12 protein-coding genes and 1 riboswitch are annotated in these 15,142 nt (G+C 52.6%); of the genes, 7 read left to right on the top strand and 5 right to left on the bottom strand.

Features of this window, described 5'->3' with window-relative positions:
• Nucleotides 1-13 precede the first annotated feature (13 nt).
• Nucleotides 14-706, bottom strand: a complete 693-nt coding sequence (locus OCV66_RS01350) for a helix-turn-helix domain-containing protein (RefSeq protein WP_107630511.1) — start codon at nt 704-706, stop codon at nt 14-16.
• A gap of 451 nt (nt 707-1,157) precedes the next feature.
• On the opposite strand from OCV66_RS01350, the gene alaS reads away from it, so the two are divergent.
• The 7 genes from alaS (at nt 1,158) to OCV66_RS01315 (ending at nt 9,935) form a co-directional block, all read left to right on the top strand.
• Nucleotides 1,158-3,785 (top strand): alanine--tRNA ligase, encoded by a 2,628-nt coding sequence (gene alaS, locus OCV66_RS01345; protein ID WP_147573690.1) that lies wholly within the window; start codon nt 1,158-1,160, stop codon nt 3,783-3,785.
• A 35-nt stretch (nt 3,786-3,820) separates the two neighbouring features.
• Nucleotides 3,821-4,159 carry a histidine triad nucleotide-binding protein gene (locus OCV66_RS01340; RefSeq protein WP_054325965.1) on the top strand — a complete coding sequence of 113 codons (339 nt, stop codon included), beginning with the start codon at nt 3,821-3,823 and terminating at the stop codon, nt 4,157-4,159.
• Between the two features lie 73 nt (nt 4,160-4,232).
• Nucleotides 4,233-6,467, top strand: a complete 2,235-nt coding sequence (locus OCV66_RS01335; RefSeq protein WP_107630508.1) for a ComEC/Rec2 family competence protein — start codon at nt 4,233-4,235, stop codon at nt 6,465-6,467.
• A gap of 3 nt (nt 6,468-6,470) precedes the next feature.
• Nucleotides 6,471-7,526 carry a DNA polymerase III subunit delta gene (holA, locus tag OCV66_RS01330; protein ID WP_147573689.1) on the top strand — a complete coding sequence of 352 codons (1,056 nt, stop codon included), beginning with the start codon at nt 6,471-6,473 and terminating at the stop codon, nt 7,524-7,526.
• Nucleotides 7,523-8,134, top strand: a complete 612-nt coding sequence (locus OCV66_RS01325) for a toprim domain-containing protein (RefSeq protein WP_107630506.1) — start codon at nt 7,523-7,525, stop codon at nt 8,132-8,134. Before holA ends, OCV66_RS01325 begins: the two co-directional genes overlap by 4 nt.
• A gap of 45 nt (nt 8,135-8,179) precedes the next feature.
• A riboswitch (FMN riboswitch) is annotated at nt 8,180-8,312 on the top strand.
• 89 nt (nt 8,313-8,401) lie between these two features.
• Nucleotides 8,402-9,019, top strand: a complete 618-nt coding sequence (locus tag OCV66_RS01320; protein ID WP_054325960.1) for an ECF transporter S component — start codon at nt 8,402-8,404, stop codon at nt 9,017-9,019.
• A 70-nt stretch (nt 9,020-9,089) separates the two neighbouring features.
• Nucleotides 9,090-9,935, top strand: coding sequence for a metallophosphoesterase (locus OCV66_RS01315; RefSeq protein ID WP_054325959.1), 846 nt, complete (start codon nt 9,090-9,092; stop codon nt 9,933-9,935).
• Between the two features lie 84 nt (nt 9,936-10,019).
• Here OCV66_RS01315 and OCV66_RS01310 read toward each other — a convergent pair whose 3' ends face one another.
• Genes OCV66_RS01310 through ileS form a run of 4 tightly spaced genes read right to left on the bottom strand, consistent with a single transcriptional unit; the run spans nt 10,020 to nt 15,124 of the window.
• Nucleotides 10,020-10,829 (bottom strand): HAD family hydrolase, encoded by an 810-nt coding sequence (locus OCV66_RS01310; protein ID WP_147573687.1) that lies wholly within the window; start codon nt 10,827-10,829, stop codon nt 10,020-10,022.
• Nucleotides 10,826-11,749: an RluA family pseudouridine synthase gene (locus tag OCV66_RS01305; protein WP_147573686.1), complete on the bottom strand. Its 924-nt coding sequence runs from the start codon at nt 11,747-11,749 to the stop codon at nt 10,826-10,828. The genes OCV66_RS01310 and OCV66_RS01305 overlap by 4 nt, the downstream gene beginning before the upstream one ends.
• A complete protein-coding gene (gene lspA / locus OCV66_RS01300) occupies nt 11,739-12,272 on the bottom strand; it encodes a signal peptidase II (RefSeq protein ID WP_107630502.1) in 534 nt (177 codons plus the stop codon). The genes OCV66_RS01305 and lspA overlap by 11 nt, the downstream gene beginning before the upstream one ends.
• Nucleotides 12,273-12,331: 59 nt before the next feature.
• Nucleotides 12,332-15,124, bottom strand: a complete 2,793-nt coding sequence (gene ileS, locus OCV66_RS01295; protein WP_147573685.1) for an isoleucine--tRNA ligase — start codon at nt 15,122-15,124, stop codon at nt 12,332-12,334.
• Between the last annotated feature and the right edge of the window lie 18 nt (nt 15,125-15,142).

Raw genomic sequence — 15,142 nt, 5'->3', positions numbered from 1 at the left:
TTCCGATAGACGGTTATTTTTTACGATTGTACAGTTCTGCCACAATTCCAATAATAATGGATAGCAGATAGATACCGCCCCAAATCGCCCAGCCGTAATGGCCGTGTCCATACGGCGCTCCCGCAGGATTAGGGCCAAACACAATGCCGGCGAGCAAACCGAGTGCAAAGGCAATCAGCGTGACAAATGAAAACCGATGCTTGCCGAAAAGAGAAGGGACAGCAGAAATTGCCATTGCAATCCAGAACAGATTGCTGCTGAGCAGCCAGCCATAAAGGTAACTATTGCTTCCGGATAGTTTTGCAGATACCAGCCAACCAAGCAGGCTGACATTGGACCGGTCGCACCAGATTAAACGGCCAATCAGATAGACCGTGAGATACGCGCAGACAACGATCAAGGCCGAAACCAGGTTCTCTTTCCGTCTCTTCCTTTTGTCTGCTCGTTTCCTCTCGTCTTCCATCCTGAAAAGAGTATAAAACTGTTCAACAGCAGATGAATTGGCAGCATTTCCTGTATCGAGCAGCATATCGACTGTTGTGCCGAATAGCTCTGCTAATTTGAACAGGTTCTCTGTGTTAGGGGCTGACTGGTCTGCTTCCCATTTGGTGACGGCCTGACGGCTTACGCCGATCAGATCAGCGACCTTCTCCTGTGACATTCCCGTATTTTGCCTGCAGGCTTTGATCCTTTCTCCCACTGTCATAGAAAACACCTCTTTTCAATCAAGAGTATACCGGAAATTATTGTTTTTGGCTACAACTATATGGCAACTGGCGGTTGCATCGCAAATTTTTTGGGGGAGTGTTGTTGCTTTAATAAATGCCCCTATAGGTCGTCAGCTTTGGCGGTTTTTGTTGACATTAGGCTGGGAAAGCGGTATAATATACGCGATAGAAAATGCGATGACGAAACGAGTTTTCCAACGGAGTGATCCAAAGAGAGAGGGATCTGGTGCAACCCCTTGTTCAGTCCGGAAAACGGCCACTTCCGAGCAGCCTGTAAAAAACAGGCCGGTCAGGTTCCCGATATCGAACCGCTGAGATGCGTTTTACAGCGCAGATCAGGGTGGTACCGTGGAAGCATGCTTTCGCCCCTGACAGGATTGGGCGGAGGCTTTTTTTATTTGTCATATTAAATTTTGGAGGATAAATGTTATGCAGTACAGAGGCTTGAACGAGCTGCGCGAAATGTATCTGAAGTTTTTTGAAACCAAGGGACATCTGCGCTTGCCGAGCTTTTCGCTCATTCCGCAGAACGACCCGTCGCTTCTGCTGATCAATTCCGGTATGGCGCCGATGAAGCCCTTTTTCACCGGCGAGCAGGAGCCGCCGCGCCATCGTGTGACGACCTGCCAGAAGTGCATTCGAACAGGCGATATTGAGAACGTCGGCAAGACTGCGCGGCACGGCACGTTTTTTGAAATGTTAGGCAATTTCTCTTTTGGCGATTATTTCAAAAAAGAAGCGATTGCCTGGAGCTGGGAATTCCTGACCAGTCCGGAGTGGGTCGGCATTGATCCGGAGCTTTTGTATCCGTCCATCTATGTGGATGATGACGAGGCGTTTGAAATCTGGAACAAGGATATCGGCATTCCGGCGGAGCGGATTTTCCGCTTCGGCAAGGAAGACAATTTCTGGGAGCATGGCTCCGGCCCGTGCGGTCCCTGCTCGGAAATCTACTACGACCGCGGACCAGAGTTCGGCTGCGGCAAGCCCGGCTGCACGGTCGGCTGTGACTGCGACCGGTATATGGAGGTTTGGAACAATGTATTTTCCCAGTTCGATAATGACGGACAGGGGAATTACACCGAATTAAAGCAGAAGAATATCGATACCGGCATGGGGCTGGAACGCTTGGCTTGCGTGGTGCAGGGGGTAGGTTCCCTGTTTGACGTGGATACCGTGCGGAATATCACCAATAAGGTATCCGAGATCGCTGGGAAGCATTATGGGGAAAGCGAGAAAACTGATATTTCCCTCCGTGTGGTCACCGACCATATTCGCTCGACCGTTATGATGATCTGCGACGGTGTTATCCCCTCCAACGAGGGGCGCGGCTATGTGCTGCGGCGCCTGCTGCGGCGGGCAGCGCGCCATGGCAAGCTGCTCGGTATCGACCGGCCGTTCCTGTCCGAGGTGGCGACCACTGTTATTGAGGAATCCGGCGGCGCTTATTCGGAGTTGGTCGAAAAGCAGAAATATATCCACAAGGTAATTGAAAACGAGGAGGCAAGCTTCAACAAAACCATTGACAGCGGCCTGTCTATTCTGAACGAACGCATTGCGGCGGCAAACAGCAAGGAATTGCCCGCAGCGGACGCATTCCAGCTTTATGACACCTATGGCTTCCCGATCGATCTGACGCTTGAGATTCTGGAAGAACAGGGGATGACCACCGACCGCGCGGAATTTGACCGCCTGATGAACGAGCAGCGCGAGCGCGCCCGCGAGGACCGAAAAAAAATGGGCGACCTTGGCTGGCAGAGCGAGGATCTTGGCTTGGACAAGGCGATCAAAACCCGTTTTGACGGTTATGAAACACTGGGAGAAAGCGCCAAGGTGCTGGCGATCGTCAATGAGGGCGAACCGTCCGGAGCGGCGGCAAAGGGCGAAAAGATTACGGCCGTGCTCGATCATACGCCGTTTTATGCGGAAATGGGCGGTCAGATCGGCGACCACGGCGTACTAATCGGCAAAAACGGCGTGATGACCGTGTCTGACGTGCAGAAGACCAAGGACGGCAAGTATATGCACATCGGTACAGTTACCGAGGGCGCGCTCTCCGTGGACGACGAGGTGGAGGCCAAGGTGGACGCGGAATACCGTCAGGCGATCTGCCGTGCGCATACCTCGACTCATCTGCTCCAAAAAGCGCTTCGCAAGGTGCTGGGCGATCATGTGGAGCAGGCAGGCTCCTACACTGCAAACGATCACCTGCGTTTTGATTTTACGCATTTCGCGGCATTGACAGCGGACGAACTGCAGCAGGTGGAGACGCTGGTCAATGACGCGATCCTTGCCGGCTATCCGGTGGTCACGGAAGAAATGTCCATTGACGAGGCGAAGAAAAAGGGCGCGATGGCGCTGTTCGGTGAAAAGTATGGCGCGGTTGTGCGTGTTGTTCAGGCCGGCGATTCGATTGAGCTTTGCGGCGGTACGCATTTGGATAACACAGCTAAGGCGGGTATGCTCAAAATTATTGGAGAAGCTTCCGTTGCGGCCGGTGTACGCCGCATCGAAGCCGTGACCGGCAGAGCGGTGCTGGATTTCCTCAATGAGCGCCAGCATATATTGAACGAAACCGCAGCCGCGCTCAAAACCTCCCCGAACGAGTTGGCGGCCAAGGTAGAACAGACCATGGCTGACCTGCGCACGATGGCCAAAAAGCTGGAAAAGCTCAACGGAAAGCTTGCCTCGATGCAGATGGTCGACCTGTTCAACGTATCGCGTGATGTCAAGGGCGTCAACGTGGTCGCAACCAAGCTGGAAGACGCTTCAGCGGATGTGCTGCGTACGATGGGCGACGGTATTAAGGAAAAAGCGCCGAACATGGTCGCTGTACTGTCCTCGGTCAACGACGGCAAGGTAAGCTTGCTGTGCGTCTGCGGCGCGGAAGCGGTCAAAAAGGGAGCGCATGCGGGTAAGATTGTCAAGGAAGTCGCCAAGATCGTTGGCGGCGGCGGCGGCGGGCGTCCGGACAGTGCAACTGCGGGCGGAAAGCAGCCAGAAAAACTGGAGGAAGCGCTCGAAGCGGTCAATAACATTGTTGACGCGCTGTTGTAAAGTCGGTATACTGGTATCAGAAAGGAGAGGTCGTCATGAGCGATTGTCTGTTCTGTAAAATTATTTCCGGGGATATCCCTTCCAAAAAGGTCTATGAGGACGAGCTGTGCTATGCCTTTTATGATATCGATCCCCAGGCGCCGACGCATTTCCTCGTGATTCCCAAGCAGCACATCCGCTCCGCTGCGGAGGTGGATGATTCCAACAGCGCGGTAGTTGCCCACTGTTTTGAGGTGATCGCAAAAGTCGCGAAGGAACAGGGCATGGAAAGCTTCCGCATCGTATCCAATATCGGAGAACAGGCAGGGCAAAGCGTGTTCCACCTGCACTTCCATGTGCTTTCCGGCCGCGATATGACTTGGCCGCCGGGCTGATACAGCAGTTGCAAAGAAGTGGCACGACCGTGCCACTTCTTTTTTGAAACAGAAAAGCCGGAAGGGGATTTTTATGCTGGAGCGTCCGCTGATTTATTTGGTGCCGGCAATTGCGGCGGCTCTTTTCTGCGCGGTTTGCCTTGACTGGGCTCCCAGTCCGATGGTTTCGCTGCTTTTGCTAGCCGTGTTTTTGCTGCTCGCCGGTATATTCATCTACCGGAACAAGGCGTTTGCGCTGTTTGGCATGCTGGCCGCAGCGCATCTGGCTTTCTGCGGCTTCTCGATTTATAACCTGTATATTGTCGAGCCAATCCGGCATCTGAATGGACAAAGCCTGGATATCCAGGCTGTTTTGTTGGAAGATCCAGACGTTTATGAGGACAGCCAGCGTGCTCTGCTTTCCGTCACCCATAACGGAGAGGTGGAGCAGACGTTCCGTACCTTTTGCTACCTTCCGCTGACCGATACCCCGCTCTATGCAGGGGATCATATTGTGGTCAACGTTGGATTTTATTTGCCGGGCACTGCCGAGGGATTTGACCGTGCGGTATATCAGGCATCTAACCGCTGTTTTATTGCGTCCTCTTATAACCAAACGGAGGAAGACACGCCCGTCCGGTTTGAGATGACCGGTACCGAACGGGACACGCCGCGCTTTCTGCCGCAGCGGATTGCCCGCTACTGCAAGCAGGCGATTGCGGGCGCACTTCCGGAGCGGCCGGCGGGCCTGCTCACAGCACTTTTATTGGGCGACAAATCTGGGATCAGCGATGCGGATGCTCTGGCACTCCGCATCGCTGGACTGAGCCATCTTGTCGCGGTTTCCGGTCTGCATATCGGTTTTTTGGTGGCGTTTTGCTCGTTGTTAGGCCGCAGGATCGGTACGCTGGTTTCGATTCCGTTCATCCTTTTATTTGTGCCGATCGCCGGAGCGAGCCCGTCCGTAATCCGTGCAGCGGTCATGTATTTGGTCACGGCCGGCGCTTTTCTGCTGCGCAAAGAAGCAAGCAGTCTGAATTCCCTGTTTTTAGCACTCGCGCTTTTGCTCATCCTCAATCCTTACGCAATCGCAAGTCTCAGTTTGCAGCTTTCATTTAGCGCCACACTGGGGCTGATCCTGTTGGCCGGCAAAATGCAGCGGCGGATGATGAAGCCGTTCCGGCCTTTTCCGAAAATGGTGTACCGCATCCTGTCCGTAGTTGTCGGATCGGTCTCTTGCACGGTATGTGCGACGATTTTTACCACACCGATTATCCTCAGCGCTTTCGGTTATGTCTCCGTTCTGTCGCTACTCAGCAATCTTTTGGTCGTCGGCGTGACTGCCGTATGTTTTATCGGCGGTTTTCTGGTTTGCCTGACATCGGTGTTCTTCCCATTTTTAGCAACGCTGTTCGCAAAAGCGATCACTCCATTGCTGACCTATATCCTCGATATCTGCAACTGGATTGCAGGCCTGCCGTTCGGCCTGATTAACTGGGCGGACAGCTTTGGTATTGCCGCGCTTGTTTTGTCCTTAGCTGGAATTTTAGCCTGGCTGCTTGCAGGCGCTCATATCAAATGGCGCTATGTTTTGCCTGTTTTCTGCCTTGTGCTGTTTGGCATCACGGCTTCGGGCGCATATTATAACCGGCAGCACTACTCCGTGACTTATCTTCCGTGTGGTAGCGGGCAGGCAATCATTGTATCCGACGCTGTTGGCAACATGACGCTTATCGATTGCGCGGGGGACGGAGGATATCGTAATGCTGCGGCATCCGTGCGGGAATGGATGCAGTGGAACGGCTTCCGGCAGGTTGACACACTGGTTTTGACTGCGGTGGATAAGGGGCATGCCCGCGATCTACCTGAACTGCTGCAGCATACGTCGGTCGAACAAATCTTGATTCCGAACGGCTGCAAAGAGACGCAGCACAACAAAGAGTTATTGCAATTGGTTGCGGAGGCGGATGCGGAGATCGTAGAGGATACGGTGCAGTTGGACGCCGCCGCGCCGGTCACGGTTTTTCCTGTCTGTGACGGTAAGCTTGGCGTGCAGATTGGCGGTTATGTTTTAGTGCTGCACAGTCCTACGCAAAAACAGCTTGCGGCATTCTTTGAAACCGAGTCGTATTCCGCACCGGATATTGTACTCTCACAACGGAATATGGAGGATACCGTGCTGCTGCGTCAGCTTATATCAGATACAAACGCGCAGCGGATCATTTTGCAGTCCAGCACAGGGGACGTGCTGCATAAATTTGAGGGAACGCCGATTGAAAGCCCATATTTCACCGGCGAACTGCAGGAACGCTACAAAAAGGAGGGATAGCGCATGGCTGCACCCAGAAAGAACGCGAATAACGGCAAGGCAAAGCTGATCCACGATCTGAAAGAGTGTTCCTTTGCGCCTTTATACATCATAACGGGTGACGAGGACTATATGAAAGCGCATTACCTGCGCCAACTCAAGGAAAAGGTAGTGGATGCTGCCTTTGCAGATTTTAATCTGCTGGAATATGAGGGGAAAGGCCTGACTCCGGAGCAGCTTACCGAGGCGATCGACAGTTATCCGGCCATGTCGGAGAAAAAGTTGATTATTATTACCGACTTTGACCTTTCCAAGCCGCCGGCCGGATTTGGTGATTTACTGCCCGAGATGCTCAGCGATCTGCCGGACTATGTATGCTTGGTGTTTTATTATGACATTTTGGAGGGCAAGCTCGATAAACGGACAAAGCTCTATAAAACGCTTGAGAAAACCGCCTGCATCGCGGAATGCAGCCGTTTGGAGGAGAATGAGCTGGTTGCATGGATTGAGCGGCGGGTCCGGTCGCTTGGCTGCACGATTACCTCGGATAACGCTTCATACCTGATATTCCTGTGCGGAAATTCGATGACCAATCTGGCCGGCGAAATCGATAAGGCGGCCGCGCATACGACAACAGGGGAGATCCGCAAATATAATATCGACGCGGTATGCTCGCCGGTTCTGGACGCGGTTATTTTCGATCTGACGGATGCGATCACGGCGGGTAAATTCGACAGGGCGGTTTCTCTGGTAGGCGAGCTGATTGCGCAAAAAAACAATGAGGTTATGATTTTCACGACCATTACGCGCCACATTCAGCGTCTATACGGCGCTAAGCTGTGTGAGAGCGCAAGGGGAGGGGAGCGGCTGCTGATGGAGCTGATCGGCTCCAAATCGCCGTACTATGCCCGACAGATACAGAATGCCGCGCGCCGCGTTTCACTCGACTGGCTGCGACAGGCGGCGTCTCTTTGCGCGCAGACGGATACCGCGCTGAAAGGGAGCGCTGTCGACCGGCAGAAGCAGATCGAGCTGACCCTGCTTGCGCTTGCATCCGCGCAGAAGGGGGAGCGTGCATGATCCGTATTCGGGAAGCGATCCTTGTAGAGGGACGATATGATATCAATACGCTCAAACAGGTGGTGGATACCGTTGTATTAGAGACCGGCGGCTTCCGTATCTTCCATGACAAGGACCGGCTGAAGCTGCTGCGGCGTATCGCGCAGGCACGCGGGTTGATTGTCCTGACGGATAGCGATGGAGCGGGCTTTGTGATCCGGAATTATCTGAAAGGCGTACTGCCTCGGGATCGCATCAAGCAGGCGTATGTACCGGATGTTTGGGGAAAGGAAAAACGCAAGCGGCACGCTTCCAAAGAGGGCAAACTCGGCGTCGAAGGAATGCGGCCGGATATTCTGTGCGACGCGCTGCGCAGGGCTGGTGCGACCTTTCTGGATGGGGAGGCGCAAAAAGGGAGGGATACCTCCGATAGCCCGATCACGAAAGCGGATTTCTATACATGGGGACTGACCGGTCGGACTGACAGTGCAGCGCGGCGGCAGCGGCTCCTGCAGGAGCTGGCGCTGCCCGCGCATATGACGGCCAACGCACTGCTGGAATTTATCAATGCAGTCGGAACACGGCAGGAAATTGAGGCTATCCTGCAGCATTTTTCTGAAAACCATTGACAAAACCATCCTAATTGACCTATAATAAAAGCGTAAATTAAATCAGTTCTGTTTCAGGGCGGAGTGAAAGTCTCCACCGGCAGTATACAGGGCGTTGTTCCTGATAGTCTGCGAGCCGCAAGGCATGATGGGTGTGAATCCCAACCGACGGTTATAGTCCGGATGAAAGAAACAGGTGTATCTCGGTACGTCTGCAAGCCCTTGGAGATTTCCAAGGGCTTTTTATTTACCCAACCAAACAGAACTCCTTACAAAGGAGACAGAACCATGACAAAAGCAAGCAAGATCACCTATACCGCCGTATTTGCGGCAATCGCTACCGTTCTTATGTATTTTGAATTCCCGATCCCGTTTATGCCGCCGTTTCTCAAAGTGGACCTTTCCGGAGCGGTGGTCCTGATCGGCGCGTTTATTTTTGGAATTGGCCCGGCGATTACCATGATCGGTATCAAGGATCTGATTCATTTAACACAGAGCCAAACGGCCGGTTCGGGAGAATTGGCGGATTTCCTGATGCTTTCCACCCTGGTGATTGTTGCTGTGTTGCTTTATCGCATGCACAAAAGCCGTAAATTTGCGGTTATCGGCTGCGCCGTCGGCGCGGTGGCCATGGCCTGCATGGGGATGCTGACCAACTATTTTCTCATTATTCCGTTTTATGTGAACGGAATGGGGTGGAATCTGGATGCGATATTCCAGATGTGCGCTGCGGTCAATCCTGCGATTGATGGGATGAGTGCATACTTGTTGTTTGGCATATTGCCGTTCAATCTGATTAAGGGGGTAATTTTGACGGTGATTACGATGCTGGCTTACAAAAAGCTTAGCGTATTTATTAAATCCAAACAGATTGACCTGCATCATAAAAGCCAGCAGGTGGGCTGAACCAAAAAGCGCGGAGGGGAGAGGACCTGCCGCGCTTTTTTAATAAATAAAGAAAAAAGGAGTCCCAGTAATGAAAAGAAAACGGATATTGTCCGCTGTCCTGATGTGCGCGGTCGGCGTGGGGATATGCGGCCTATATTGCGGATTGATGCCACGTCGCTATACGGTGTCAACGCCCAAACTCAACGCAGAGGAAAGGCTGCGAATCGTCATGCTTTCCGACCTGCACAGCTATGTTTACGGAAATGACCAGACACCGCTTCTTCGCAGGGTGAAGGAGCTGCAGCCGGATATTATCGCACTATGCGGCGATATTGTTGACGATAAACAACCGCAGGACGGCGCAAAGCTGCTGCTAAAACAGATTACAGAAATCGCGCCATGCTATTATGTATCCGGCAATCATGAATATTGGAGCAGTGAGCCGGAGCAGATATTCCGGATGATAGAGTCCTATGGAATACACGTCTTACATAATGAACGGGAGCGTATAACAGTGGACGGCCGAGAATATGTGATCTGCGGTGTGGATGATCCGGCAGCCTATGGCGACCGCGTGCCAAGCTCATATGGGAATGCAGCGTCCTACCGGAAAGCGCTGCAAAGTTTTGACGACCTGTTCAAGGATGATGCGTTTCATATCCTGCTGGCGCACCGTCCGGAATATATAGAGGAATACGCTGCGCATCCGTTTGATTTAACGCTTTGCGGTCATGCACACGGCGGCCAATGGAGAATCCCGTATATCATGAATGGTCTGATTGCGCCCAATCAAGGCTTTTTTCCGGAATACGCCGGTGGCCAGTATCAAATTGGTGCTATGACGGAAATTGTGGGACGCGGCCTGGTATTGGATTGGAAGCCCCGTGTTTTTAATCCGCCGGAGATTGTCGTCGTTGATATCGCTCCCCAATAGAGAGGGTGCTTTCTAAAAAGAAGATACATACAATTATACAAAAGAAAAGTTTTGTATAATTGAGGGAGGGTGAAAAGAAGCGCATCATGAATAATGCGCTTCCAAATATTCGACTACTGCGGCGACCGCATCCAGGTCATTCTCTCGGACATGGACGTCTGCCGCCTGTAATATCCCATCGTCCGCATTTGCTGGTGCAAAACCCAGATATGCTGCGTGGATCATATCCTCATCATTATAGCTGTCTCCAACGGCGAATATCCGGTCGTGCGGTATTCCGCAGTTTTGTGCGATCGTTTCCAGGGCGGTTCCTTTGTTGACGCCCTGCGCCGTAACCTCCCAAAATGAAGGCATACTTGATGCCATGCAAAACCGATCCTGATATGGCTTCAAAAACGCCTTTACCTGATTCATAAGCGCGGGATCGCCTGTAAAATTGATTTTGCACCAATTTGTAGTATCCGGAAGACGGTTCGAAGAAACCGTCTCGAAATCCAAATGCAGGGTGCGCATATGCTGTTCGGTTACTTCACTTGACTGGCATACCAGGATACGGTCGCCAATAAAAATTTCGCAACCTATTTGTGAAAATTCTAACAAAGTTGTCTGAATCAATTCCTTTGTTTCCACCGGCATGCCGGCGCAGCGCATTACCTGATGCTGTTCGTTTAAAATCAACGACCCGTTGAGAAGGCTGTACGGTGCATTAAACGGAAGCTGCGGCAGGTAGCTGCGGATTGCCCCGGGCGCGCGCCCAGTGGCTAAGGAAAAGCGTCCTCCCTCCTCCGTAAAATACCGCAGTGCGCGTTCATTCCGTTCTGATATCCGTCGGCTGCTGTCAAGTAAGGTGCCATCCATATCACAGGCCAGCAGCATTCCCTCAAATTTATTCATTCCATCTTCTCCAGTTTTGCAATAATATCCGTAAAATAGTCAGGGAGCGGTGCGGAAAAGCACATGACTTCCTCTGTTCGCGGATGCTGTAAGGTAAGGCGCGCGGCATGCAGGCATTGTCCGCCGATATGAGCGAAACGGTCTTTGGCAAGGCCGTACAGCGGATCGCCGATAATCGGATGCCCGACCGATGCCATATGCACGCGGATCTGATGCGTCCGTCCGGTTTCGAGCTGAAAGGCCATATGGGCATAACTGCGGAAACGATGCAACACCTTATAATGGGTCACGGCGTTCCGTCCGCCTTCCATCACAGCCATTTTTTTGCGATCGGTTTTATGGCGTGCAATCGGCTTATCGATGGTCCCGCTGTCCAGTTTAGGGGATCCGATGACGATTGCTTCGTACCCACGAAACGCGGTATGCGCCGCAATCTGTGCCGCGAGGCTTTGATGTGCGGTGTCGTTTTTGGCCACAACCAGCAACCCGCTGGTATCCTTATCGATCCGGTGTACAATGCCGGGACGCAGTTCGCCATTGATACCCGACAGGCTGGTCCCGCAATGGAACATCAGTGCGTTTACCAGAGTGCCGGACCAGTTTCCGGCAGCGGGATGAACGACCATCCCGCGCGGTTTGTTGACGACAATGATGTCTGAATCCTCATATATAATATCCAGCGGGATATCCTCGGGACTCAGGTCTACCTCCCGCACTTCCGGAAGCTGGACCAGGATATCCTCTCCACCCGACAGCTTATAATTCTTTTTTACAGCCTTGCCCGCAATGGTGACAGCCTGTTCCGCAAGCAGGTTCTGCACTGTAGAGCGGGTCAAGCCTGGAATCTGTTCCGCCAAATAGCTGTCGATCCGCTGACCGGATTCCGTATCCGGTACGGATAACCGAAAGTTATTCTTCATGCGCCTGCTCCGAAATTGTCTGTTCGTCCTCTTCTGTGAGCTTTGCAGCTTCTTTCGGCGGCTGTTCTTCTTTCTCTTTGTGCTGGAACATGACATACAGGACGAAAAGCACGCCGCCCGTGCAAATAAAGATGTCCGCGACATTGAATACTGGAAAATGGATCAGACGAAAATCGAATAAATCCACGACAAAACCGTGTATCACACGGTCGATCGCATTACCCACCGCACCTGCGGCAATCAGGACCAGGGACCATTGTCCAAGCTGCGTCTGCATTACTTTTTTTTGCAGCAGAACCAGAATGACCACGGTGATAACGCAAGCCAGCGCAACAAAGATCCATCGGGAATCAAACTGGGAGAACAGGCTGAATGCGGCGCCTCGATTCTCTACATAGGTCAGATGGAATACGTCGCCAATAATCGGTAGGGTGCGCAGATCTTTCAGTTCATTCAGCGCCCAAGATTTAACAAGCTGGTCAATTTCGACCATAATCAGTGCCGCGAAGACAAATAATGGCATACATATTGACTCCTATCATAAAAAGGGAACAGAAAATTCTGTTCCCCTTTCGCTTTCATTTAGCCGACAACCTCGGCGCAGCGCGCGCACAAGGCGGGATGCTTCGCGTTGGCCCCGACTGACTGGGACTGCTTCCAGCAACGCAGGCACTTCTCACCCGCAGCGCGGCCGACTGCAATCTTCAGTCCAGGGAGGTATTCGCTCACCATGCCGCTTCCCTCACCCGCGACAACAGCAAGCTCGGAAACAATGCACAGATCAGCCAAATCCTGGCCGCAGCCAATGAGGAAGGCCGCCGTATCCTGGTTTGCATACACAGTGACATTGGCCTCCAGCGGCTTGCCAATGACTTTTTCATTCCGAGCGCCTTCGAGCGCCTTGTTGACATCATCGCGGAATGCGGTTAGCTTGTTCCACTTTTCACAATCCTCCTCGCTGAACGCCAAGGAATCGTCTACAGCAGGCATTTCATTGTACGCTACGTTGCGGATGTCGTCCTCCTCTGTGTGCGGCATAGCCTGCCAGATTTCGTCCGCAGTGAAGCACAGGATCGGGGAAAGCATGCGCACCAGCGCGCTGAGGATATTATACATTGCGGTCTGGGCCGAACGGCGGCTCAGGCCCGTCGTATCATCACAATACAGGCGGTCCTTGATCACGTCCAGATAGAAATTGGACATATCAACAACGCAGAACTTATGGATTGTATGGAATACCGTGTGGAACTCATAGGAATCGTATCCCTCGCGAACCTTGGCAACCAGTTCGTTCAGTTTCATCAACGCCCACTTGTCAAGCTCCGGCAATTCCGTATACGCAATCTTATCAGTCTGGGGATTAAAGTCAAACAGATTGCCCAAGATATAACGCGCTGTATTGCGAATCTTCAGGTAATTCTGTGACAAATGCCCCAGCATGTCCTTGGAAATACGCATATCCTGCCGGTAATCCGAGGATGCAACCCACAGGCGCATTACATCCGCGCCGTACTGTGCCAGAATATCATCCGGCGAAATGCCGTTGCCGCGCGATTTGGACATTTTCTGCCGTTCCTCGTCCACGATCATACCGTGGGTGATAACCGTCCTATAGGGAGCTTTGCCCTGCGTGGCAATCGACGTCAGCATGGAAGACTGGAACCAGCCGCGGTACTGGTCGTTGCCCTCCAGATATACATCCACCGGTGTCGCCTGATGCTCGCGGTTTTCAATGACTGCGCGCCAGGATGAGCCGGAGTCAAACCAGACATCCATAGTATCGGTTTCTTTTTCAAAATCGCTGCAGCCGCACTCGCATTTGATATTCGATGGAAGAATTTCAGATGCCTGCATATCGAACCAGGCGTTCGATCCCTTGTCACGGAACAGGTCCGCAACAAGCTGAATCGTCCGCTCGTTCACCAGCGGCTTGCCACATTTTTTGCAGGTGAAGATCGGGATCGGCACGCCCCATACGCGCTGGCGGGAAATACACCAATCCGAACGTTCGCGGATCATGGAAGTCATGCGCTCTTCGCCCCAGGCCGGAATCCATTTGATCTGCTCGCATGCCTTGACAGCATCATCCTTGAGTGCATCCACTGAACAGAACCACTGCTCGGTCGTACGGAAAATGATCGGGTTCTTGCAGCGCCAGCAGTGCGGATAGCTGTGTACGATCTCTTCGATTGCCAGCAGCGCGCCGCAGGACTTGAGATCTTCCAAGATGACTGGCGTGGACTTTTCATAATACAGATTTGCGTATTTGCCCGCGTCGGCGGTCGTCATCCCCTTGCCATCAACCGGTACGATGATCGGAATATCGTACTTCTGGCAGACAATGAAGTCATCCGCGCCGAAGCCGGGCGCGGTATGAACGCAGCCAGTACCGGCGTCCAGTGTAACATGGTTACCGCAAATCACAAGACTCTCGCGATCCATGATCGGGTGCTTGGTGTGCATCAGCTCCAAATCGGAGCCCAGCAGCGTACCCAGCACTTCCCAGGAATCAATCCTGGCTGCTTTCATAACGGCTTCGACCAGTTCCTTGGCGAGCACATAAATATCGCCTGACGGAACCTTGACCAGATCATATTCAAACACCGGATTGACCGAGATCGCAAGGTTGCCCGGCAACGTCCAGGTGGTTGTGGTCCAGATCACAAAATAGACATTTTCCAGCCCGCCGGTAATGGAGGCGATTTTGCCGCCCTTGTCATCCGTTACATGAAACTTGACATAAATCGAGGAACAGGGCTCATCCTGATATTCGATTTCCGCTTCAGCCAGCGCAGTTTCATCGTGCGGACACCAGTAGACCGGCTTCATGCCCTTGTAGATGTACCCGCGCTTTGCCATCTCGCCGAAAATCTCAATCTGGGCGGCTTCGTAATCATGTGTCAGCGTCAGGTATGGACGCTCCCAGTCGCCGATTACGCCCAGACGCTTGAACTGCGTCCGCTGCGTGTTCACATGGTTATGCGCAAATTCCTCGCATTTGGAACGGAATTCCGCAGTGGAAACCTTATCACGGTCCATGCCGTATGCCTTGATTGCCTGTCGCTCGATCGGAAGACCGTGCGTATCCCAGCCCGGGATATACGGCGCCTGATACCCCATCATATTGCGGGAGCGCACAATAAAATCCTTTAAGATCTTATTGAGCGCATGGCCCATATGCAAATTGCCATTGGCATAAGGAGGGCCGTCGTGCAGCACAAAAAGCGGCTTGCCTTCGTTCTTTTTCATCATCTCATGATAGATGTCCTGCTTTTCCCAGCCCTCTAAAAAGCCAGGTTCGCGCTTCGGCAAGCCGGCGCGCATCGGGAAATCGGTTTTGGGAAGATTGATCGTCTTATTGTAATCCTGCTGCATGTTGCAGTGTCAGTCCTT

It is taken from the genome of Agathobaculum ammoniilyticum (genome assembly GCF_025567315.1).
GTDB classification, from domain to species: Bacteria; Bacillota; Clostridia; order Oscillospirales; family Butyricicoccaceae; genus Agathobaculum; species Agathobaculum ammoniilyticum.
The sequence above is the reverse complement of the archived record's forward strand: the minus strand, read 5'-3'. Positions and strand labels throughout refer to the sequence as shown.

Coding starts and splice junctions, on each gene's coding strand:
- OCV66_RS01350 (WP_107630511.1), bottom strand. CDS start 706: ATGACAGTGGGAGAAAGGATCAAAGCCTGCAGGCAAAATACGGGAATG.
- alaS (WP_147573690.1), top strand. CDS start 1,158: ATGCAGTACAGAGGCTTGAACGAGCTGCGCGAAATGTATCTGAAGTTT.
- OCV66_RS01340 (WP_054325965.1), top strand. CDS start 3,821: ATGAGCGATTGTCTGTTCTGTAAAATTATTTCCGGGGATATCCCTTCC.
- OCV66_RS01335 (WP_107630508.1), top strand. CDS start 4,233: ATGCTGGAGCGTCCGCTGATTTATTTGGTGCCGGCAATTGCGGCGGCT.
- holA (WP_147573689.1), top strand. CDS start 6,471: ATGGCTGCACCCAGAAAGAACGCGAATAACGGCAAGGCAAAGCTGATC.
- OCV66_RS01325 (WP_107630506.1), top strand. CDS start 7,523: ATGATCCGTATTCGGGAAGCGATCCTTGTAGAGGGACGATATGATATC.
- OCV66_RS01320 (WP_054325960.1), top strand. CDS start 8,402: ATGACAAAAGCAAGCAAGATCACCTATACCGCCGTATTTGCGGCAATC.
- OCV66_RS01315 (WP_054325959.1), top strand. CDS start 9,090: ATGAAAAGAAAACGGATATTGTCCGCTGTCCTGATGTGCGCGGTCGGC.
- OCV66_RS01310 (WP_147573687.1), bottom strand. CDS start 10,829: ATGAATAAATTTGAGGGAATGCTGCTGGCCTGTGATATGGATGGCACC.
- OCV66_RS01305 (WP_147573686.1), bottom strand. CDS start 11,749: ATGAAGAATAACTTTCGGTTATCCGTACCGGATACGGAATCCGGTCAG.
- lspA (WP_107630502.1), bottom strand. CDS start 12,272: ATGCCATTATTTGTCTTCGCGGCACTGATTATGGTCGAAATTGACCAG.
- ileS (WP_147573685.1), bottom strand. CDS start 15,124: ATGCAGCAGGATTACAATAAGACGATCAATCTTCCCAAAACCGATTTC.